Origin of the sequence: Yoonia maricola (assembly GCF_002797915.1) — a bacterium.
GTDB classification, from domain to species: domain Bacteria; phylum Pseudomonadota; class Alphaproteobacteria; order Rhodobacterales; family Rhodobacteraceae; genus Yoonia; species Yoonia maricola.
The window spans coordinates 126,020-147,835 of record NZ_PGTY01000002.1 but is presented as its reverse complement, the minus strand read 5'-3'; the positions used below and the strand labels follow the sequence as shown (position 1 = coordinate 147,835).

General features: G+C 53.1%; 24 protein-coding genes. 14 read left to right on the top strand and 10 right to left on the bottom strand.

The window, feature by feature from the left end; genetic code table 11:
* Positions 1-47 precede the first annotated feature (47 nt).
* The 4 genes from hslV to BC777_RS10905 are packed head-to-tail and all read left to right on the top strand — an operon-like array spanning position 48 to position 4,268.
* Positions 48-605 carry an ATP-dependent protease subunit HslV gene (gene hslV / locus BC777_RS10920; protein ID WP_100368227.1) on the top strand — a complete coding sequence of 186 codons (558 nt, stop codon included), beginning with the start codon at positions 48-50 and terminating at the stop codon, positions 603-605.
* Positions 602-1,669, top strand: coding sequence for a hypothetical protein (locus BC777_RS10915; protein ID WP_100368226.1), 1,068 nt, complete (start codon positions 602-604; stop codon positions 1,667-1,669). Before hslV ends, BC777_RS10915 begins: the two co-directional genes overlap by 4 nt.
* Before the next feature lie 8 nt (positions 1,670-1,677).
* On the top strand, positions 1,678-2,985 hold the full coding sequence (gene hslU / locus BC777_RS10910) for an ATP-dependent protease ATPase subunit HslU (protein ID WP_100368225.1): 1,308 nt from the start codon (positions 1,678-1,680) through the stop codon (positions 2,983-2,985).
* A 47-nt stretch (positions 2,986-3,032) separates the two neighbouring features.
* On the top strand, positions 3,033-4,268 hold the full coding sequence (locus BC777_RS10905) for an MFS transporter (protein ID WP_100368224.1): 1,236 nt from the start codon (positions 3,033-3,035) through the stop codon (positions 4,266-4,268).
* Here the strand turns inward: BC777_RS10905 and BC777_RS10900 are convergent.
* The 3 genes from BC777_RS10900 to BC777_RS10890 are packed head-to-tail and all read right to left on the bottom strand — an operon-like array spanning position 4,251 to position 6,531.
* Positions 4,251-4,841, bottom strand: a complete 591-nt coding sequence (locus BC777_RS10900; RefSeq protein WP_100368223.1) for a Smr/MutS family protein — start codon at positions 4,839-4,841, stop codon at positions 4,251-4,253. The two genes, BC777_RS10905 and BC777_RS10900, sit on opposite strands and share 18 nt — an antisense overlap.
* Positions 4,841-5,872 carry a murein transglycosylase A gene (mltA, locus tag BC777_RS10895; protein WP_511256438.1) on the bottom strand — a complete coding sequence of 344 codons (1,032 nt, stop codon included), beginning with the start codon at positions 5,870-5,872 and terminating at the stop codon, positions 4,841-4,843. Before mltA ends, BC777_RS10900 begins: the two co-directional genes overlap by 1 nt.
* Positions 5,869-6,531 carry a Tim44/TimA family putative adaptor protein gene (locus tag BC777_RS10890; RefSeq protein WP_100368222.1) on the bottom strand — a complete coding sequence of 221 codons (663 nt, stop codon included), beginning with the start codon at positions 6,529-6,531 and terminating at the stop codon, positions 5,869-5,871. Before BC777_RS10890 ends, mltA begins: the two co-directional genes overlap by 4 nt.
* A gap of 112 nt (positions 6,532-6,643) precedes the next feature.
* On the opposite strand from BC777_RS10890, the gene BC777_RS10885 reads away from it, so the two are divergent.
* Positions 6,644-7,126 carry an FxsA family protein gene (locus tag BC777_RS10885; RefSeq protein WP_100368221.1) on the top strand — a complete coding sequence of 161 codons (483 nt, stop codon included), beginning with the start codon at positions 6,644-6,646 and terminating at the stop codon, positions 7,124-7,126.
* A 58-nt stretch (positions 7,127-7,184) separates the two neighbouring features.
* On the top strand, positions 7,185-7,682 hold the full coding sequence (secB, locus tag BC777_RS10880; RefSeq protein ID WP_100368220.1) for a protein-export chaperone SecB: 498 nt from the start codon (positions 7,185-7,187) through the stop codon (positions 7,680-7,682).
* Positions 7,683-7,692: 10 nt separating this feature from the next.
* On the opposite strand, the gene dnaQ is transcribed toward secB, so the two are convergent.
* From dnaQ to BC777_RS10860, 4 genes are read right to left on the bottom strand one after another with little or no spacing between them, the layout of a single operon-like run.
* Positions 7,693-8,418, bottom strand: a complete 726-nt coding sequence (gene dnaQ, locus BC777_RS10875; protein WP_100368219.1) for a DNA polymerase III subunit epsilon — start codon at positions 8,416-8,418, stop codon at positions 7,693-7,695.
* Positions 8,411-9,001: a dephospho-CoA kinase gene (coaE, locus tag BC777_RS10870; protein WP_100368218.1), complete on the bottom strand. Its 591-nt coding sequence runs from the start codon at positions 8,999-9,001 to the stop codon at positions 8,411-8,413. Before coaE ends, dnaQ begins: the two co-directional genes overlap by 8 nt.
* Positions 8,998-9,825: a shikimate dehydrogenase gene (locus tag BC777_RS10865; protein WP_100368217.1), complete on the bottom strand. Its 828-nt coding sequence runs from the start codon at positions 9,823-9,825 to the stop codon at positions 8,998-9,000. Before BC777_RS10865 ends, coaE begins: the two co-directional genes overlap by 4 nt.
* A complete protein-coding gene (locus BC777_RS10860; protein ID WP_100368216.1) occupies positions 9,822-10,421 on the bottom strand; it encodes a Maf family protein in 600 nt (199 codons plus the stop codon). The genes BC777_RS10865 and BC777_RS10860 overlap by 4 nt, the downstream gene beginning before the upstream one ends.
* 403 nt (positions 10,422-10,824) lie before the next feature.
* On the opposite strand from BC777_RS10860, the gene hemJ reads away from it, so the two are divergent.
* The 7 genes from hemJ (at position 10,825) to BC777_RS10825 (ending at position 18,163) form a co-directional block, all read left to right on the top strand.
* Positions 10,825-11,274 (top strand): protoporphyrinogen oxidase HemJ, encoded by a 450-nt coding sequence (hemJ, locus tag BC777_RS10855; protein ID WP_100368215.1) that lies wholly within the window; start codon positions 10,825-10,827, stop codon positions 11,272-11,274.
* 121 nt (positions 11,275-11,395) lie between these two features.
* Positions 11,396-12,667, top strand: a complete 1,272-nt coding sequence (gene rho / locus BC777_RS10850; protein WP_100368214.1) for a transcription termination factor Rho — start codon at positions 11,396-11,398, stop codon at positions 12,665-12,667.
* Positions 12,668-12,696: 29 nt separating this feature from the next.
* Positions 12,697-13,977, top strand: a complete 1,281-nt coding sequence (gene mnmE / locus BC777_RS10845) for a tRNA uridine-5-carboxymethylaminomethyl(34) synthesis GTPase MnmE (RefSeq protein WP_100368213.1) — start codon at positions 12,697-12,699, stop codon at positions 13,975-13,977.
* 12 nt (positions 13,978-13,989) lie between these two features.
* On the top strand, positions 13,990-15,858 hold the full coding sequence (gene mnmG, locus BC777_RS10840) for a tRNA uridine-5-carboxymethylaminomethyl(34) synthesis enzyme MnmG (RefSeq protein ID WP_100368212.1): 1,869 nt from the start codon (positions 13,990-13,992) through the stop codon (positions 15,856-15,858).
* Between the two features lie 3 nt (positions 15,859-15,861).
* A complete protein-coding gene (gene rsmG / locus BC777_RS10835) occupies positions 15,862-16,482 on the top strand; it encodes a 16S rRNA (guanine(527)-N(7))-methyltransferase RsmG (RefSeq protein ID WP_100368211.1) in 621 nt (206 codons plus the stop codon).
* Positions 16,472-17,269: a ParA family protein gene (locus BC777_RS10830; RefSeq protein WP_100368210.1), complete on the top strand. Its 798-nt coding sequence runs from the start codon at positions 16,472-16,474 to the stop codon at positions 17,267-17,269. Before rsmG ends, BC777_RS10830 begins: the two co-directional genes overlap by 11 nt.
* Positions 17,270-18,163, top strand: a complete 894-nt coding sequence (locus BC777_RS10825) for a ParB/RepB/Spo0J family partition protein (protein WP_100368209.1) — start codon at positions 17,270-17,272, stop codon at positions 18,161-18,163.
* Here the strand turns inward: BC777_RS10825 and hemW are convergent.
* From hemW to rph, 3 genes are read right to left on the bottom strand one after another with little or no spacing between them, the layout of a single operon-like run.
* Positions 18,160-19,317 (bottom strand): radical SAM family heme chaperone HemW, encoded by a 1,158-nt coding sequence (hemW, locus tag BC777_RS10820; protein WP_100368208.1) that lies wholly within the window; start codon positions 19,315-19,317, stop codon positions 18,160-18,162. The genes BC777_RS10825 and hemW overlap by 4 nt on opposite strands.
* Positions 19,310-19,918 (bottom strand): RdgB/HAM1 family non-canonical purine NTP pyrophosphatase, encoded by a 609-nt coding sequence (rdgB, locus tag BC777_RS10815; protein WP_100368207.1) that lies wholly within the window; start codon positions 19,916-19,918, stop codon positions 19,310-19,312. Before rdgB ends, hemW begins: the two co-directional genes overlap by 8 nt.
* Positions 19,918-20,625: a ribonuclease PH gene (gene rph, locus BC777_RS10810; protein ID WP_100368206.1), complete on the bottom strand. Its 708-nt coding sequence runs from the start codon at positions 20,623-20,625 to the stop codon at positions 19,918-19,920. Before rph ends, rdgB begins: the two co-directional genes overlap by 1 nt.
* 115 nt (positions 20,626-20,740) lie before the next feature.
* Between rph and hrcA the strand changes: the two genes are divergently transcribed.
* Complete coding sequence (gene hrcA, locus BC777_RS10805) at positions 20,741-21,805, top strand: heat-inducible transcriptional repressor HrcA (protein WP_100368205.1); 1,065 nt, start codon at positions 20,741-20,743, stop codon at positions 21,803-21,805.
* Positions 21,806-21,816: the final 11 nt, after the last annotated feature.

The window sequence follows — 21,816 nt, the reverse complement described above, 5'->3', positions numbered from 1 at the left end:
GCCCCCCATCACCCCGCCATATAGGCCTAAGTGACAAGGAGCGACCAATGGCAAGTGAAGAATTCCCCGGCTGGCACGGCACAACAATCATCGGTGTCCGCAAAGGCGGGCAAGTTGTGATTGCAGGCGACGGGCAGGTCAGTCTTGGTCAAACGGTCATCAAGGGCACCGCGCGCAAGGTGCGTCGCTTGTCACCGGGTGGGCAGGATGTGATCTGCGGATTTGCGGGATCGACGGCGGATGCTTTTACACTGTTGGAGCGCTTGGAGAAGAAGTTAGAAGCAACGCCCGGCCAGCTGGCCCGCGCCTCGGTCGAGTTGGCCAAAGACTGGCGCACCGACAAATACCTGCAAAAGCTGGAAGCAATGTTGATCGTCAGTGATGGGAAAGAATTGCTGGTGATCACCGGCGCAGGCGATGTGCTGGAACCAGAACATGATATCGCAGCCATTGGATCCGGCGGGAACTTTGCATTGGCCGCAGGCCGCGCCATGATGGGCAGTAAGAAAGACGCCGAAACGATTGCCCGCGAAGCGATGGCGATTGCAGCGGATATCTGCGTCTACACCAACGGCAATTTGACGGTTGAGGCTATCAAAGCATGATCGAACGCGATGATCTCAAAGCTGCCGTTGGCAGTGGGTTGATCAACGAGAAGCAGGCCGCAGGTCTGATCAGCCTGTCCGACAGCAGGCGTGGTGCGCGTGAAAATCTGCACCCCGGCGATGAACCGTTTGAACTGTTCAAAGGATTCAATGAGATTTTCATCGTGATCGGTTTGCTGATCCTTGCCTCGGGCTGGTGGGGCGTTGTCGGGCTGGTCCTGGGCGGTCAGATCATCAATTTGCAAGATTATGCCATGTGGGTATCGCTGATTGGCGCAGGTTTCCTCTGGCTTTTGTCCGAATACTTTGTCCGCAAACGGCGCATGGTTGCCCCGGCGATTGCGCTATCGGTTATGTTTGCAGCAAACGCTGCCTTTGGCTTTACCTCCGTTCTGTCAGAGCCCTTTATGATCGCGCAAAACGACTATTCCAGCGTGCCATTCCCGTTGTTGTTGGCGACATTGGCCATTCTTGTTTACTGGTGGCGCTTCCGCGTGCCCTTTGCCATGGCAATGATCGCCATAGGGCTGTTCATCGTTGCCATCGTCTATGCGGGCAGTCGCGAAGGACGCATCGCTGATGTAAGCGAATTCTTTCTGCTTTCCGCCGGCGGCCCCTTTGCCTGGATCACCCTTATCTTGGGCATCCTTGTCTTCGCTGTCGCCATGATGTTCGACATGACCGACCCACACCGGGTCACCCGCCGCTCTGCCAATGGGTTTTGGCTGCATGTGGTCGCAGCACCCGCTTTGGTAAACACCATGGCGCTGTCACTGCTGGACCAGGAAAACGGGGGATCAAACCTGATCCTGCTCGGTGTTCTCTTGCTCTTCGCCGCCGTCGCAATTGTCATCGACCGCCGGTCGTTTCTGATTGCGGCCATCGGCTATATCGTTGCACTCGCCGCCACTGTTTTCGAGGGTAACGGGGCCGCATGGACCGTACTGATCCTCGGTATCGTCCTACTTCTTCTTGGTGCATTTTGGGAACGGATCAGGGCACGCGTTCTGCGCCTGATGCCCGGATTTATCCCGCTGCACCGCCTGCCGCCTTCACAAGTTTAAGGATCACTATGACTGACCTAACCCCCCGCGAAATCGTCTCGGAACTCGACCGGTTTATTATCGGCCAGAAAGATGCCAAACGCGCTGTCGCGGTAGCGCTACGAAACCGTTGGCGGCGCAAGCAATTGGGCGATGATTTGCGTGATGAAGTCTATCCAAAAAACATCCTGATGATCGGGCCTACGGGTGTCGGCAAAACCGAAATCTCGCGCCGCTTGGCAAAACTGGCGCGTGCACCGTTTCTGAAGGTTGAAGCGACGAAGTTTACCGAAGTCGGTTATGTGGGTCGTGATGTTGAACAGATCATCCGCGATCTGGTTGATACTGCGATCATCGACACCCGCGAACACATGCGTGAAGATGTGAAGGCCAAGGCGCGCGCCGCAGCAGAAGATCGGGTCATCACGGCAGTCGCTGGAACGGACGCCCGCGATGCAACGCGCGAGATGTTTCGCAAGAAACTGAAATCAGGCGAGTTGGATGACACCATCATCGAGCTTGAACTAGCTGACAATTCCAACCCGATGGGCGGTTTCGAAATACCCGGCCAGCCTGGCGGAATGGGCGGCATGATGAACCTTGGCGATCTATTTGGTAAAGCAATGGGCGGCCGCACGGTTAAAAAGCAAATGACCGTTGCAAGCAGTTATGAAGCGCTGATTGCGGATGAAGCAGACAAGCTGCTGGACGATGAGACCGTGACAAAAGCAGCACTTGAAGCGGTCGAGCAAAACGGGATCGTTTTCTTGGATGAGATCGACAAGGTTTGCGCCCGTGCCGATGCGCGCGGGGCCGATGTGTCACGCGAAGGGGTACAGCGTGACCTGCTGCCACTGATCGAAGGCACCACCGTTTCTACGAAACATGGGCCTATCAAGACGGACCACATCCTTTTCATCGCATCCGGCGCATTTCACGTGGCCAAACCATCCGACCTATTGCCCGAACTGCAGGGCCGTCTACCAATCCGCGTTGAATTGCGTGCGCTGACCGAAGATGACTTCGTCCGCATCCTGACCGAGACGGACAACGCTTTGACCCTGCAATATTCGGCTTTGATGAAAACCGAAGAGGTCACTGTGAATTTCACCGAAGACGGGATAAAAGCGCTGGCCAAGATCGCAGCAGAGGTCAACGAAAGCGTGGAAAACATTGGCGCACGCCGCCTTTACACTGTGATCGAACGTGTGTTCGAAGATCTATCCTTCAACGCGCCTGACCGCGCGGGCGATGACATTGCCATTGATGCAGCCTTTGTCGAGGAACATCTGGGTGAGCTGTCGCGGTCGACGGATATAAGCCGCTATGTGCTTTGACGCGATTTAGGGTTTCAACTTTGCCCTAGTCGGATCATCAAAGCGGGATGAGCCAACCGACTGGATACTTTGCGTTTATCCGCGAAAACGCGCCCTTCCTCGCGACGGGTGCATTGCTGTCGTTCTTGTCGAGCTTTGGGCAAACCTTTTTTATCTCGATCTTTGGCGGGGAAATCCGTGCGGCCTATGGGTTATCCAACGGTGATTGGGGGCTGATCTATATGGTCGGCACCGGGGCGTCGGCGATCCTGATGGTTTTTGCGGGTGGATTGGCCGACAGGTTCAGAGTAAGGACGATTGGGATTGTAGTGGTCCTGATGCTGGCGTCGGCCTGTCTGTTCATGGCGTTCAACGCTGTAGCCGCGTTACTGCCTTTTGTCGTTTTCGCACTGCGCTTTACTGGCCAAGGGATGACCCACCATGTTGGGACCGTCGCGATATCCCGTTGGTTTATCGCCACGCGCGGACGCGCATTGGCGATTACCGCCTTTGGGTTCATGCTGGGCGAAGCAACCTTGCCGCTGATTATGGTCTGGCTGAAGTCATTTATCGACTGGCGCACCCTTTGGGTCTGCTTTGCAGGCTTCTGCGTCTTGGCGTGCTTTGTGCTTTATCGTTTGCTGAGGCTGGAACGCACACCGCAATCCATGGCTGAAACAACGCAAGCCACGGGGATGGGTGGCAAGCATTGGACGCGTGCCGATGCGCTGCGCCACCCCCTGTTTTGGACCATGATCCCGGCCGTGATGTCATTTTCAGGGTTCGGGACAGCGTTTTGGTTCCATCAGGCACATTTTGCCGAGATCAAAGGGTGGTCACACCTTTCGCTTGTGTCTGTCTTTCCGCTTGGAACGCTGGCACTTTCGCTTTCAACGATCGCCTATGGTTGGGCGATTGACCGGTTTGGGGCGACCCGGCTTTTGCCGTTTTACCTGATCCCCTATGTGATCGCATTTATCTTGCATTGGTATGCGCCATCACTAGGTTGGACAGCACTGGCGGTTGTATTAATGGGCACCGCCGGGGGTGGTCAGGTCACGTTGTTGAATGCCTGCTGGGCCGAGTTTTATGGGACCAAGCACATGGGCGCGATTAAATCAGCGGCGGCAGCACTGATGGTATTGGGATCGGCGCTTGGTCCAGGGTTGAGCGGTTGGCTCATTGACCAAGGTGTTGGATTTGAAACCCAAATGCTGGGCTATGCTGCCGCCTTTGCCTTTGCCGCACTTATTTTGATCATTCCAACACGAACAGCGCGCCAAGCCCTATCGGTTGCGCCGTAGATAGACGTAATACGCCCCATGCCCGCCGTGTTTCAGATGCGCTGGCGTTACCTGCAAAATGAAAGGGCTAAGCGGTGGCAGCGCCAACCATTGCGGCACTTGGTGGCGCAAGATGCCATGGCGCGTGGGGATCGGCCCGCCATCATCACGGTCTTTGCCTTTACCGGTGATCACCAAAACCAAACGGCGGCCCATAGATTGAGAGCGCATGATAAATGAAGCCAACTCTGGGTGTGCTTCGGCCATTGTCATGCCATGCAGGTCAATCCGTGCTTCGGGTTTCAGCTTGCCGCGCTTCATCTTGCCGAAAGACTTATTGTCCATGTTCACCGGGGCGGCTGCCAACCGATCAACAAGCGGGCGCATGACGTCATGGCGACGCGCGGCACTCGTCTTTTGCCCAACGCGAAAATCTGGCAAGGGATCGCGTGGCATGATTGGTTTTTTTGCCTTCGATATCGGCAAAGCATCCGGTGCAGGCTCTTCCCGATTGGGATGCAAAGGCGTGGCACGCTCTGCGACGCGATCCCAAAGTGCACGTTCTTCAGCGGATAGGTGACGCGGCTTGCGCATTATCGATGCGCCACGACCAAACGATGCGCCATAGTTGTAGGCAACAGCACAATCATACGGCCGCTATCCTTGATCTTGCCTGCCTCAAGACCCGCATCATCCCCGGTACCAAAGAAAATATCGGCGCGCTGCGCCCCCTTAATCGCTGAACCTGTATCCTGGGCAACCATCAAGCGGTTCAACGGTTCTGCGCCTTCCTTTTCGATCCAGACGGGCGCGCCAAGGGTAACAAAAGCTGGATCAACCGCAATGGAACGCCCTTCAGTAATGGACCGGTTCATTGCCCCCAAAGGCCCAAGATCGGCAGGCACTTCGCTGACTTCGCGAAAAAAGACATAGCTTTCGTTTTCCCACAAAAGCGCGCGGCCTTCTTCGCCGTTCTGATACACCCAATCGCGGATTACGGCGGCAGAGACCTGATGCGGCTCAAATACCCCACGATCAACCAACGCCATGCCGACAGAGGAATAATCGCGTCCGTTCTTTCCCCCATAGCCCACACGCATCATTGTGCCATCAGGCAGGCTGATCCGGCCTGATCCTTGTACCTGCAAGAAAAACAGATCAACCGGGTCGGCCAGCCATGCTAGCTCTAATCCGCGACCAGCAAGTGGCTGATCTTCGTCAATTTCACGTCGTGTGAAATAGGGCTCTCCCAAAACAAGATCGTCAGGAACTCCGTAGATCGGATAGGGATAGGACGCGTCCTTTTCACGCGAGCCTGAAAGTTGCGGTTCAAAGTACCCGGTAAACAACATCGGATCTCCATCCTCGATCAGGACGGGATGAAAGAACTTTTCGAAGAAACTACGCGGGTCCGGATTTGTCTTGGCGAAATCGCACAAGATCTCCCACTGCGGATCGTTCAAATCCCGGCAAGTATTCGTGAAAACATCAAAGGCAGCCTGATGATCATCATCAAGCCACCCTTGCAAGTCATCAAAACGCAGTTGGGTATAGGTAGGTTCGGCCATCGCGCTGCCCGCAAGTGTCAGTGAAAGGCCAAAAAGCCTTATCGTGGCGGCGATCATTCCCCGGTGGCAACAAGCCGCCAGTTCGGATCACCAGCGTCCATTTTACGCGCAAATGTCCACGTGTCTTTCTGACGTTTAATCTCGGTTTCGCTGCCTTCGATAATATCGCCGGCATTATCGCGCACAACGGATGTCATTTCAGATTTGAACCGGACCGAGATTTCACCCTCTTGCGAGGCATCGTCGAATGCGGCGTCAGTCAGCGTCATGTCGCTGATACCGATGAACTTGGCATCAATGGTCAGACCCTGACGCTGGCGTTCATCGACTACAGATGCAAACGCTTCGTAAACATCTTCAGAGATAAAGGGCACGATGCTGTCCAGATCACCGTTTTCAAAGGCCATCAAAATCATCTCATAGGCGCCGCGCGCGCCACCAAGAAACTCACTGACGTTGAAAGAAGGATCAGCACGCTTCATATCCGCAAGGGCCTTGGCAGAATCGGACCCTTCTTCAACGTGATCAGTGATATCCAGATCAGGGCCACCTTCGATCACATCAAATTCAGGTTTGCCAACGCGTGCAGAAGGCTCTGGCCGGGTGACGGCGGGTTTCTCAAAACCTTCGCGCGTGCCAAGCACACCGCGCAGACGCAAAATCAAGAAAACAGCGATGCCAGCAAGCACCAGAAGCTGAATAAGCGGAGAGTTCATTTTGACCTCGTTCAAGGGAAGGCATGGAAACACGCCCTTTCGATCCTTATGTAGGTCGCAGGCGGGGCTGAGTCCACCTTACCCCCGAACATGTTATGAAAGGCCGGAGCTTATGTGGCTGTTATTTGCGTTTATCGCAGTCCCGATGATCGAAATCGCCCTGTTTATTCAGGTTGGCGGATTTATCGGCGTCTGGTGGACATTGTTGATTGTGTTGCTGACAGCGATCGCTGGGTCCTACTTGGTCCGCAATCAAGGGCTGCGCGAGATTGGTAATCTCCAACGGTCTTTCTCTGAGCTTCAGGACCCGACAGAACCTTTGGCCCACGGTGCGATGATCCTTTTTGCTGGGGCGCTTTTGCTCACCCCCGGTTTCTTTACTGATGTGGTTGGTCTTTCACTTTTGGTGCCCGCCGTCCGGCACAAGGCGTTCATCTGGGCAAAATCCAAAGTGAAAGTACAGCGCTTTGAGATGGGCGAGAGTCCGGCCCAGCGCCCACAGCCAACAGGTGACCGTGTCATTGATGGCGACTTCGAGGATGTGACCCCGCAGAAAAGCCGCAACGATGGCCCTTCAGAGTGGACGCGGGATTGAGCCTGTAGATTTAGGCTGATAGGAACGCGCGAACCTTATTGAACTGGAGCCCTTTCCAATGACCGATACACCTGAAAACGGCGCCGCAGCCCCAACGGCCGCCCCGCAAATCACCAGCCGCGTTTTGGCGCAATACATCCGCGATATGTCTTTTGAAAACATCCTCGCTCAAAAGGGTGTGACCGGTGATGCGCAGCCCGAAATTCAGGTGCAGGTAAACCTTGATGCACGCAAGCGCAGCACGGACAACCAGTATGAAGTGATCACAAAACTGAACATCACAAGCAAAACCAAAGAAAAGGGCGATCCGCTTTTCGTGCTTGAGATTGAATATGCGGGTGTGTTCCACGTCGAAGGCGTGCCGGAAGATCAGATGCACCCTTACCTGTTGATCGAATGCCCGCGCATTACCTTCCCGTTCTTGCGTCGGATCGTCAGCGACGTGACACGCGACGGTGGTTTCCCACCACTTAACCTTGAAACAATTGATTTCCTTGCGCTTTATCGTTCTGAACTGGCGCGCCGTGCTGAATCCGAAAAGGCGAAAGCCAACTAAGCGACCCGCTTCAGTTTTTCCAGATCACGCCGTCGCCCAACTGCTCAATAAACGCAGCATGGGCGGCGGCTTCTTCTTTTGTCAGTTTCGGTGCAAGCGGTTCCGGTCGCGGCATCGGGCGCCACTCATCGGATTGGCCGCCTGCGGCTTGACTGCGCGTATCTGCCGCTAAAGCAAAGTCGGGCTGCCGCCCACCGATCAGTTCAAGATAGACTTCGGCCAGAATTTCACTGTCCAGCAAAGCGCCGTGTAAAGTACGCGAACTGTTATCGATGGCAAAACGACGACAAAGCGCGTCCAACGATGCAGGCGAGCCGGGGAATTTGCGACGCGCGATAGCAAGTGTATCAAGTGCTTGATCCATTGGCAGAAGCGGGCGGTTCAGCCACCCCAGCTCTGCGTTCAGAAATTTCATGTCGAAGGCAGCGTTGTGAATCACCAGCTTGGCATCACCGACGAAATCAACAAAGTCCTGTGCGATGTCCTTGAAAAGTGGCTTATCACGCAGCGTTTCTTGCCCTGGTTTAGGTTCTTGTGGAGGTTCAAGCAGATCGGGACCAATACCGTGTACGCCAAAGGCTTCGGCAGGCATGGACCGTTGCGGATTGATATATTGGTGATAGGTCCGCCCGGTCGGGACGTGGCCCATCAGTTCAACAGCACCGATTTCAACAATCCGGTCGCCTTCATGCGGTTCAAAACCTGTGGTTTCCGTATCAAGTACGATTTCACGCATCTGTCTGTCCTGTCAATTCCGCGATCAGGTTTCGCACGGCGATACGGGTGTCGTCCAGCGTCAGTGTTTCGATGATGTGATCGGCGGCGGCTCGTTTGTCTGCATCCGGCATTTGACGCGCCATGATCCGTGCAAATTGATCTTCTGTCATACCGGGCCGGGCCATCACCCGTTCTTTTTGCACATCGGCTGGTGCTGAGACGACAAGGACGGATGACAGCCAGCCATCGGCCTTGGTTTCAAACAAGAGGGGGATATCAAAGACGACAAGCGGGTCATCATGTGCGTTCAGGAACGCCGCTCTGTCCTGCGCCACTAGCGGATGCACGATTTCTTCGAGCTTACCCATCACACTCAGGTCTTCGGCGATCATGTCTTTAAGGACGGCGCGGTTGACAGCGCCATCAACAACGGCATCGGGCAAAGCTGCTTGAATTGATGCGACGGCGGCACCACCATTTGCGTAAAGGGCATGAACAACTGCGTCTGCATCCCAAACAGGGATGCCTTCGTTACGAAACATGTCTGCTGTCGTGGATTTTCCCATCCCAATGGATCCGGTCAATCCCAACAGATGGGTCATGCCAGGACTGCCGCGCGTGTTGCCTCATCAACCTCTGGACGCTGGCCGAACCAACGTTCAAAGCCAGGAACACCTTGATGCAGGAGCATGCCCAAACCATCAACGGTCGTGCAGCCCCTTTCAGCCGCTGCAATAAGGAATGGCGTTTGCAAGGGCGTATAGACGATGTCTGTCACGACCGCTTTGGGTGAAAGCGTATCAAGAGAAACTTTGAATTCCTGTGCGCCGGTCATTCCCAAAGATGTAGTATTGATCACCGTGTTTGCATCTTCGAGCATTTTGTCGGCTTGCACCCAGTCGACAATGCTGACCCGTGCCCCAAAGTCTGCACGCAGTGCTTCAGCTTTTGCACGGGTTCTGTTGGCGAGAATAATTTCAGGCACACCAGCATCAGCAAGGGCGACGATAATCGCGCGCGCCGCGCCGCCCGCACCAAATATTGCAGCAGGTCCAGCCTTTGGATCCCAATCAGGTGCGCCTTGACGCAAACTGGCCATGAACCCATAGCCGTCTGTATTATCAGCAAAAATTCTGCCATCTTGCTTGAAAATCAGTGTATTGGCAGCACCGATCAGCGTGGCGCGGTCTGTGACCTGGTCAGCGAACTGCAACACACTAACCTTATGTGGCAGTGTGACATTAGCCCCGATAAAACCTTTTCCGGGCAAGTCGCAAAGCGTAGATTCAAGCTTGTCTTCCGTCACTTGCAGCGCTGTGTATGCACCCTCAATCCCGTAACGGTTCAGCCAGTAGCTGTGCAATTTGGGAGAAAGGGAATGGCTGATCGGATTACCGATCACACCGGCGCGCGGGATCTGGGTCATGATGGCAATGTTCCGCGAAGTGTAAGATATGACAAGAGTTCAAGGAGCGGGAGGCCAAGCACATTGAAATAATCTCCTTCAATGCGTGTAAAAAGTCGCACTCCTTCTTCTTCAAGCTTATAGGCGCCGACGGAATGTTGGATGCTGTCCCAATTTCGATCCACATAGTCGTGCAAATAGGCATCCGACGCATCACGCATGAAAAGTCTGACCACACCGACATGACGCCAAAGTGGTTTGCCTTCGCCATAGATCACAGCAGCTGAAAGGAGTTGATGTTTTTGCCCGCGCAATGATTTGAGTTGATCCATCGCATCATCTGGGGTTTCAGGCTTACTATAGATAGCGTGATCAAGTGCCAGAACTTGATCACATCCGATAACAAGGGCATCGGAGTGGCGGGTGGCCACGCGTTGGGCTTTGAGTTCTGCCAGCGTATCAGCAATATCGCGTGGAGATGCATGTTCCGCCTGCAATGAAGCACGGACCGCGTCTTCATCAACTCGCGCGACTGATATTTCGAAATCCACACCTGCATTCCTGAGAAGTTGGGCGCGTATTTCTGAACCGGAGGCGAGAATGATAGTCTCGTTCATGTGGATAACCTTTGGGACAGAACATGTGTCTTATGGCGGGTGATTTTGGGCATATCTAGGATCTCATTGCAGTTTTGATAAAGATCAAGTGACTTACGTTCGTTCGTTCACAATCTTCCACGGTGGGTATGGATAAGTCGGCTATGTGGAAGAATCATGGGCGGTAGGCTGTCAACCATGGTTTTGTGATATTTCTAGAGATCGTAAAAGTTATAACGCATTGTTTTGGTTGCTTTATTATATAAACTTTGAAGTTTTACCATTATTTTTCATTTTATGATCCTTGGGATAACTCTGAGGATGAATGAAGAACCCACAGAAAATCGCTACACAAACAACAACAACATCTTTTCTTTCCTTTAATAATTATTAAGGAGGAACGAAGCGAGGAAGGCGACAGTGCATGATCAATTTACTGGACAGCATTTATTTATGGATCAAAGCCGTACACATCATGGCAGTGATCGCTTGGATGGCTGGTCTTTTCTATTTGCCTAGATTGTTTGTGTATCATGCAGAGCGGGCAGCTGTTGGATCTGAACTTGATCATACGTTTCAGGTTATGGAAGAAAAGCTGCTTCGAGTGATCATGAACCCGGCGATGATTGTGGCCTGGGTTGCGGGTTTGATCATGATCGGCCTTGGTGCGTTTGATTGGGGCGCTGTTTGGTCTTGGGTCAAGCTGATTTCGGTGATCCTCATGACAGGGGCCCATGGTTGGATGAGTGCGCGGCGTAAAGAATTTGCAGCCGGGACAAATACGCGCACTGGCCGGACCTATCGTTTGTTTAATGAAGTGCCGACTGTGTTGATGTTGTTTATCGTCGTCGCTGTTGTTGTAAGACCTTTCTAGTCAGTCGTTGACTCTGAGTGTTGCCGTCCTTAATTGGACAAGTGCTTCCCGTCCGGGAAAGTGATTTTCCATCGCCAATAGAAGATATGCCCAGGTTTGATGCGGGCATCAGGATTTATTCATGTCACAACACCGTCTGAACCTTGCTGATCTGAAAGCGCAGAGCCCAAAGGATTTGTTGTCCTTGGCTGAAGAGCTTGAGATCGAGAATGCCTCGACCATGCGGAAGGGCGATATGATGTTCGCCATCCTCAAAGAGCGGGCCGATGAGGAATGGGTTATCGGTGGCGATGGCGTGCTGGAAGTGTTGCAGGACGGTTTTGGTTTTTTGCGCTCACCTGAGGCAAACTATCTGCCTGGTCCTGATGATATTTATGTCTCGCCTGATATGATCCGCCTGCATTCTTTGCGGACGGGCGATACGGTTGAAGGGGTGATCAAAGAGCCAAATGACAGTGAGCGCTATTTCGCGCTGAAGTCAGTGGAGCGGATTAACTTTGAAGAACCCGAGAAGGCCAAGCATAAGGTAGCCTTTGATAACCTGACACCGCTGTACCCCGATGAGCGGCTGAACATGGAAGTGGCTGACCCAACGGTGAAAGACCGGTCGGCCCGGATCATTGATTTGGTGTCGCCGATTGGTAAAGGACAGCGATCTTTGATTGTGGCGCCACCGCGGACAGGTAAGACGGTTTTATTGCAGAACATCGCAAACTCGATCGAGCAGAACCACCCGGAATGTTATCTGATCGTTCTGCTGATTGATGAACGTCCCGAAGAGGTGACGGACATGCAGCGGTCAGTGAAAGGCGAGGTTGTGTCATCGACGTTTGATGAACCAGCGACACGCCACGTCGCCGTGTCAGAGATGGTGATCGAAAAGGCGAAACGCTTGGTTGAACATAAGCGGGATGTTGTGATCTTGCTTGACTCGATTACGCGATTGGGCCGGGCGTTTAATACGACCGTGCCGTCATCGGGCAAGGTGTTGACGGGTGGTGTGGATGCCAATGCGTTGCAACGCCCAAAGAGGTTCTTTGGTGCGGCACGGAACATCGAAGAGGGCGGGTCACTGACAATCATTGCGACAGCGCTGATTGATACTGGATCGCGGATGGATGAAGTGATCTTTGAGGAATTCAAAGGGACGGGTAATAGCGAGATTGTTCTGGATCGTAAAGTGGCGGATAAGCGCGTATTCCCAGCGATGGATATTCTGAAGTCTGGTACGCGGAAAGAAGAGCTGTTGGTTGATAAGGGTGACCTGGCAAAGACCTATGTCTTGCGTCGCATCCTGAACCCGATGGGGACAACAGATGCGATTGAGTTCCTGATTGGTAAGCTGAAGCAGACCAAGACGAATTCTGACTTCTTTGATTCAATGAATACGTAACTTATTGTTCTAAAACAATGGGTTAAACAATGGATACGATTTTTGCCTTAGCAACTGCACAGGGCCGTGCTGGTGTTGCCATTATTCGGATTTCCGGGCCGCAATCTGTTGTTGCAGCGCAAGCCTTGTGTGGGATGGTACCAACTGATCGGGGTTTGCGGGCGCTGCGTGCGGCTGATGGTACGTTATTGGATCAGGCGCTGGTTTTGCGGTTTGCGGCCGGGCAGAGTTTTACAGGTGAAGCTGTTGTTGAGCTTCACCTTCATGGCAGCCCTGTGGTGGTGAATGCAGTTTTGGCTTCCTTGGGTGATATGCCGGATTTGCGCCCGGCAGAGGCAGGTGAATTCACACGCCGTGCGTTGGAAAACGGATGCCTTAACCTTGCTGAAGTTGAAGGACTGGCCGACCTGATTGATGCAGAGACCGAGATCCAGCGCAAGCAGGCATTGCGGGTCTTTTCGGGTGCCTTGGGTGCCTTGGCGGATAGTTGGCGAGTCAAGCTTATTCGCGCCGCTGCCTTGCTGGAAGCAACGATTGATTTTGCAGATGAAGAAGTGCCTGTCGATGTAAGCCCCGAAGTGAATGCATTGTTAGGTGAAGTCAGCGCAGAGATGGACCGGGAGGCATCTGGGGTGCGTATCGCTGAACGTTTGCGGAGTGGATTTGAGGTAGCCATTATTGGCGCGCCGAATGTAGGAAAGTCCACTTTGTTGAACAGACTGGCGGGGCGTGATGTTGCGATCACATCAGAGATTGCCGGGACGACACGCGATGTGATTGAAGTGCAAATGGATCTAGATGGTGTGCCTGTGACGTTGTTGGATACAGCAGGTATGCGCAATACCAATGATATCGTGGAAAAGCTGGGTGTCACGCGAGCGAAAGAACGGGCAAAGCAGGCTGACTTAAGAATACATTTGTTGTTGGACCCGACTGAGAATGTAGAAGATGTTGGTGCGGACGATCTGATAGTGCAGGCAAAATCAGATTTGTTTGGTGCAAGTGTTTTGGGGGTTTCGGGGGCAACCGGTGAAGGGATTGATTTGCTGATTGCGGAAGTGTCTGCACGTCTGGCCGAGAAAGTTGGCCAAGTTGGCGTTGCTATGCGTGAAAGACACCGTATAGCGATGATGCGCGCTATCGGGTATTTAGGGGACGCGCAGGACGGGCTAAGTCGCTCAGATGTTATGACTGATCTTGTTGCAGAAGACTTGCGTTCCGCCATCCGAGCAGTGGATAGCATCGTTGGCCGCGTTGATGTAGAACATGTGCTTGATGAAATCTTTAGCAGCTTCTGCATCGGAAAGTAGGGAGTGTTTCACGTGAAACATCATGACTACGACGTTATTGTGATTGGCGGCGGGCATGCAGGGGCAGAGGCCGCGCATGCCGCTGCGCGTATGGATGTGCGGACGGCATTGGTCACGCTGACGAAAGCATCTATTGGTGTAATGTCCTGTAATCCAGCGATCGGTGGCTTGGGAAAAGGTCACTTGGTGCGCGAGATTGATGCGATGGATGGCGTCATGGGTCGTGTCGCTGATAAAGCTGGTATCCAGTTTCGACTTCTCAATCGCAAGAAAGGCCCAGCAGTGCAGGGCCCGCGCGCGCAATCAGATCGGCAAATCTATCGGAAAGAGATGCAGTCAGAGCTGATTGCCCTTGAAAATCTGGACATTGTTGAAGGTGAAGCGGTTGATTTGTGCATGACCGGACCACAGGTCACGGGCGTAAAAATGCGTGACGGTAGCGTACTGACTGCGCAAAGCGTCATTTTGACAACGGGTACGTTTCTGCGTGGGATCATCCATATAGGTGATATATCACGCCCTGGTGGGCGTATGGGCGATGATCCCTCCGTGAAAATGGCAGAGCGTCTGGATAGTTTTGCTTTACCCATGGGCCGGCTGAAAACTGGTACGCCGCCACGGTTGGACGGACGTACAATCGCCTGGGATAACCTCGAAGCGCAGCCGAGTGATGACGACCCAACTCTGTTTTCGTTCCTGTCGACAGGGACATATGCGCCGCAAATTGACTGTCGGATTACGCATACCAATGAGAAAACCCATGATATCATTCGTGAAAATCTAGGTAGGTCGGCGATGTACGGCGGGCAGATCGATGGGGTGGGCCCGCGATATTGCCCGTCAATCGAAGATAAAATCGTGCGCTTCGCCGATAAGACATCGCATCAGATCTTTCTTGAGCCAGAAGGGGTTGAGGATCATACGGTTTATCCAAATGGTATCTCGACATCTTTGCCAGAGGATGTTCAGCAAGCCTATGTAAATTCGATCTATGGCCTTGAAAACGCTGTTATTTTGCAACCTGGCTATGCCATTGAATACGATTATGTAGACCCACGTGCACTACAGGCCACATTAGAGTTGAGAGATGTGCCTGGTCTGTTTCTGGCCGGCCAAATCAATGGCACGACAGGATATGAAGAGGCTGCGGCGCAAGGTTTGGTGGCCGGTTTGAATGCTGCTGCCAAGACGAAAAGCTTGGATCCCATCCAATTTAGCCGTCGAGAATCCTATATTGGTGTAATGATCGATGATCTAATTACGCGCGGTGTGTCAGAACCGTATCGCATGTTTACATCGCGTGCCGAATTTCGTCTGTCCCTACGTGCCGATAACGCGGACCAACGGCTGACGCCACGTGGCCGGGAGTTGGGATGTGTGGGAGACATGCGTTGGGACCACTTCACTGCGAAGATGGAAGGCATTGCGGATGCTACGAAAAAGCTGTCCGATATCAAACTTTCAGCAAGAGAGATCGCTAGCACAGGTGTTAAGTTAAATTCTGACGGGCCACAGAAGACAGCGCTGGAGGCCCTCGCGCTCTCTGATTTCGATTTTTCACATTTGGCTGTTTTACATCCAGATGTCGAGACGATCTCGCATAAGATACAAGATCAGGTGAAGAAAGACGCTCTCTATGCGCATTACATTGCGCGGCAGGAACGGGATATAGCCGCAATGGAGCGGGATGAGAAACAGCTCATTCCAAGTGATCTCAACTTTAATGATATCAAAGGCCTCTCGAATGAAATCGTGGCCAAGTTAACCGCCACGCGGCCAACAAGTGTTGCTCATGCAAGCCGAATAGAAGGAATGACGCCAGCCGCGTTGATGCTGATTATTGCTGCAACGAAAAAACAGCAACGCGCGACCGGAACATAAGTTATGGTGTCGCATGTTGCGGGTATAGATGTTTCACGTGAAACAATGGAAGATTTAGAGGCTTTTGCGGCTCTCGTCGCTAAATGGACCCCAAAAATCAATTTGATTGCTACCAGCACAGTCGCGTCTCTTTGGGAACGGCATATCGTTGATTCGGTACAGCTCTATCAATTTGCGCCACAATCCTACAATAAATGGCTCGACCTTGGGAGTGGAGGCGGCTTTCCGGGGATCATCATGGCCATCATGGCCAAATCATTTCGGCCCGAAGCATGGTTCACTCTGATCGAAAGCGACCAGCGGAAAGCAACTTTCTTACGAACAGCGGTACGTGAGTGTAAGCTCAACGTTGATGTCATTGCGCAACGCATCGAAGATGCACCGAGACAAGAAGCAGATATTGTATCAGCGCGCGCTCTTACCGCATTATCTGGGCTAGTTCCGATTGCCGAAAAGCATATGAAAACAGAAGGTGTCGCTTTGTTTCCCAAAGGTCGCCAATGGCAACAAGAAGTTGCAGATGCGCAAAAGAACTGGTCATTTGACCTTGAAGATTATCCCAGTATCACTGATCCTGAGGCTCGAATACTCGCTATCCGAAGGATAAATCCGCGTGGCAACTGACCCCAAAATCATCGCGATAGCCAATCAAAAAGGTGGCGTTGGTAAGACGACAACCACAATCAACCTTGGTGCTGCATTGGCAGAGCGAAAAAAGCGCGTTCTTCTCATTGATCTGGATCCGCAAGGAAACGCTTCAACTGGGCTGGGCATTGACCATGACCAACGGGATGCCACCACATATGACCTTCTGTCGGGCGATGTGACCCTCGCAGGTGCTATCCAACAGACGACTATTGACCGCCTCTCGATCATACCGGCTAATACAGATCTCAGTTCAGCTGACCTAGAACTCATTGATAACGCAAAACGTAGCTTTCTGCTGCGCGATGTGTTGCGTGGCAATCCAACTGATCCATTGGACTTCGACTATATATTGATAGATTGTCCCCCCTCCCTCAATATATTGACGGTAAACGCCATGGTTGCGGCGCACTCCATTATCGTCCCCCTGCAAAGTGAGTTCTTTGCGCTTGAAGGTCTGTCGCAACTTATCCTCACCGTTCGCGATGTACGCCAAACAGCCAACCCCGATCTGCGGATCGAAGGGATTGCACTCACGATGTATGACAGCCGTAACAATCTGTCGCTCCAGGTCGAGGATGATGCGCGCGAAAACATGGGTGATATGGTGTTCAAGACGGTTATCCCTCGCAACGTCCGACTCAGCGAAGCGCCATCCTTTGCCATTCCCGTTCTGACTTACGATAGTGCATCGAAGGGCAGCGCTGCTTATCGCGCCTTGGCCAACGAGCTTATTGAAAAAACAAATAAAATGAGGGCCGCCTAGATGGCACGCACAACCAAAAAATCACGTGGTTTGGGGCGTGGGCTGTCTGCGCTTATGTCCGATGTCGATGTCGCGGCAGATGACGCGCCACAATCTGCGCCAAAACGGCCGGATCTCGTCGTGCCAATCGAACAAGTGCAACCAAATCCGGATCAGCCCCGCCGGACCTTCGCAGAAGATGCCCTGAAAGAGCTCGCGGCCTCTATCGCTGAGAAAGGGATCATCCAGCCATTGATTGTGCGCCGGTCACCTTTGGATGCTGAGATCTATGAAATTGTTGCGGGTGAACGTCGTTGGCGTGCTGCACAAATGGCCAAGCTGCATGAGATTCCTGTTCTTGTGCGTGATTACGATGACACTGAAGTCCTTGAAATCGCGATCATCGAGAACATCCAGCGGGCCGACCTGAACCCTGTTGATGAGGCTACCGGATACAAGCAGTTGATGGATCGGTTTGGTCATACACAAGATAAGCTTGCCTCAGCGCTTGGCAAAAGCCGCAGTCATATTGCGAATCTTCTGCGTCTGCTTAATCTGCCCGAAGAAGTGCAGACCTATCTGATCAATGGTCAGCTCTCCACAGGACATGCCCGTGCGCTTGTTGGTCATGATCAAGCGGTGGTTCTGGCGCGCGAAGTTATTCAACGTAAACTCTCTGTTCGCGAGACCGAGGTGTTGGCCAAAAAAGGCCCTGCGATCAAGAAACGGTCTGTGCCAGGTGCACCTGTTCCCAAGGATGCAGATACCGTGCAAATCGAGAATGAATTGTCCGCCACGCTTGGTATGAAGGTCACCATTGATCATCCTGCCGGATCAGAGGGTGGAAAAATGGTTATCGGTTACAAATCTCTTGAACAACTTGATGATTTGCTGCGGGCCTTGTCTGGGAACTAGGCGTTAAGCATCTCGCGCAGCACCGCATTCAGCACCGGATAACCCTCGTCCGTCAGACGGATAATATCGTTTTGTTTCTGAATCAAATTCAAATCATTCAAGTCGTTGATTTTATTTAATAATATATTTGATATAGAGTTCGGGAAGCGCGCAAGATCAACGCCCTCACGCAAACGCATACCCATGAGTAGAAATTCAATGAACTGATCCTTAGGGGTTAATACCTCGCGGCCACTATCACCATTCCTGGTTTTTAAGACCTGAGACAACCACACCGCCGGGGCAAGAGGTGCCTCTGTCGCATACCGTGTTCCACCAAGGGTTAAACGACCATGCGCCCCCGGCCCAATCCCGGCATAATCGCCGTATTTCCAGTAGATCTTGTTGTGAATGCTTTCGCATCCGGGCCGCGCATGATTTGATACCTCATAGGCGGCAAACCCGGCTTCAGAACACACATTCTGTGTCACCGCATACATATCGGCTGCCGTATCATCATTTGGTAGACCTCGCAGCTTGCCCGCAGCATAGCGATCGCCAAAAGCTGTGCCGTCTTCGATGGTCAGTTGGTAGAGTGACAAGTGGTCGACCGCCAAGTTTAAAGCACGCCGTAACTCAACCTCCCAATCAGACAATGACTGCCCTTGCCGGGCATAAATCAGATCGAAACTCACCCGGTCAAAAACACCACGCGCAACATCAAAGGCCTCCATCGCCTCTGCCGCCGTATGCAAACGTCCCAATGCTTTCAGATCAGCGTCGTTTAACGCCTGAATTCCCATCGACACACGGTTCACACCTGCATCGCGATATGCAGCAAAGCGGCCCGCCTCTACCGATGTTGGATTTGCCTCTAACGTCACCTCGATGTCATTGGCGATAGGCCATGTTGTACGCACTTTCGTTAAAATCGCTTCAACAACGTCTGCGTCCATCAAACTTGGGGTACCACCACCAAAAAACACAGACCGCAGCACCCGCCCTTCAGTTTCTGCCCCAACCCGTGCGATTTCGCTTAGATAGGCGTCCGCCCATGCCTTTTGATCAATCTGTGACACAACATGGCTGTTAAAATCGCAGTAGGGGCATTTCGCCTGACAAAAAGGCCAATGGATATAAAGGCCAAAACCCCCATGTTCCCAATCCTCAGGCAAAACAACCTGCTATCAATTTGGCAAAAGCATCGGCCCGGTGGCTGATCTTGTTCTTTTCCCAGCGATCCATCTCACCAAACGTGATGTCATACCCATCAGGCTGAAAGATTGGATCATACCCATGCCCTTGGTCACCCCGCATTGGCCAGACAATCTGACCGGGCATGACACCTGGAAACACCTCATCATGGCCATCAGGCCACGCCAGAACGAGCGTACAACAAAATCGGGCCGTGCGTGGAAAGGGGGCCGAAACAGTCTCTAACTCCGCCCAACTTCGCTCCATAGCCATCTTGAAGTCGCGGCCATTCGGTGTTTCCGCCCAATCTGCCGTGTAAACACCCGGCGCGTTCCCAAGCGCATCAATCTCTATCCCGCTATCGTCAGCCAATGCTGGCAAGCCAGTAGCTTTCACTGCCGCATGCGCTTTGATCCGGGCGTTTCCGACAAAGGTCGTTTCGGTTTCTTCGGGTTCGGGCAGGCCGTGATCCGCGTTCGACGTCAAAGACACCCCATAGGGTTTTAGAAGATCGGCCATCTCTTCCAGCTTGCCCTGATTATGCGTCGCAATCACCAGATCCTTGCCGTCAAACCGTCGCATCAGCCAACCGCCGCCAGTTGCGCTGCTGTCAATTCGGTGACGCCTTTTTCGGCTAAATCAACCAGCCCATCCATCTGCGTCCGGGTAAAGGTCGACCCCTCTGCCGACATCTGTATCTCAATCAGTTTGCCGCCAGTCATGACAAAGTTCCCGTCTACACCAGCTTCGCTGTCCTCTGGATAGTCCAGATCCAGCACCTCTTGCCCCGCATAAATCCCGCAAGAAATCGCAGCGACCGGATCAACTAGTGGATCGCTGATCACATCGCCTGCTTTCATGAGTTTTTGCACGGCCATTTTCAAAGCAACCCAACCACCGGTGATCGATGCACACCGAGTGCCGCCATCGGCCTGAATCACATCGCAATCCACCACAATCTGCCGCTCACCCAGCGCCACTCGGTCCACACCAGCGCGCAAAGACCGCCCAATCAAGCGCTGAATTTCCTGCGTCCGTCCCGATTGCCCATTCTTCGCCTCACGGCGCATGCGTGTGTTCGTCGCACGTGGCAGCATGCCATATTCCGCCGTCACCCAGCCCAGACCCGAATTCTTCAAAAACGGGGGTACGCGTTCATCAATCGTCGCGGTGCATAAAACATGGGTATTCCCGCACTTGATCAGGCAAGAGCCCTCGGCATGCATCGTCACGCCTGTCTCGATTGAGATTTCGCGCATTTCGTTCGTTTGACGGCCTGATGGACGCATGGAGTCTCTCCTATCGGTTGCACTGGGGGGATACGCTGCCCACATATGAAATCCAACCCCGATTGACGCCCCCGCAAACTTCGTTTTAATTGCCCAGCCTTCAACCGAGGACGAGATGACCCAACAACCGCCAAATATCGACGAAATGAACGATCGCTCACGCGAAGTCTTTCGGCGCGTGGTGGAAGGATATTTAGAAAGCGGCGCACCTGTCGGGTCGCGGACATTGACCCGCGACTTTTCGGAAAAGATCAGTGCTGCGACCATTCGCAACGTGATGCAGGATCTTGAATTCCTTGGCCTGGTTGGAAGTCCGCATGTCAGCGCAGGGCGTATTCCAACGCAACTGGGCCTGCGGATGTTCGTTGATGGCCTTTTAGAGGTCGGTGATCTGGATGGCGAAGACCGCCAAAAGATCGACCGCACCCTGACAACGAATGATCAAGACGTCACCTCCGTCCTCGATCAGGTTGGGCAGGCGCTGTCAGGTGTCACACATGGGGCAAGCCTCGTGCTGACCCCAAAACACGAAGCGCCCATCAAACACATTGAATTCGTTTCACTTTCCCAAGATCGCGCACTCGTCGTGCTGGTCTTCGCCGACGGCCATGTCGAAAATCGCGTTTTCACGCCGCCACCTGGCCAAACCCCATCGTCCATGCGGGAGGCCGCAAATTTCCTAAATGCCATTGCCGAAGGGCACACGCTGTCCGAATTGGGTGCCGTCATCGCCCGCGAAATTTCAACGCGCAGGCAAGAGATTGATCAGCTGGCCGCCGCTTTGGTCGAAGACGGCATCGCCCTATGGGAAAACGAGGGCGAAGCGACCGAGCGCCTCATCGTGCGCGGCCGCGGCAACCTGTTGGGTGACAGTGAAAATGAAGCGGATCTGGAACGGATTCGCACGCTTTTTGATGACCTCGAACGCAAGCGTGATATCGCCCAATTCCTCGATCTGGCCGAGGAAGGCGAAGGCGTGCGCATTTTTATTGGCTCAGAGAACAAATTGTTCTCTTTATCGGGTTCATCTCTCGTCGTTTCCCCTTATATGAACGCCGACCGAAAGATTATTGGCGCGGTCGGTGTGATCGGGCCAACACGGCTCAATTACGGGCGCATCGTGCCGATTGTGAATTATACCGCAAAGTTGGTTGGCAAAATGATTGCTGACCGCTCTTAAAGGGAAGACTG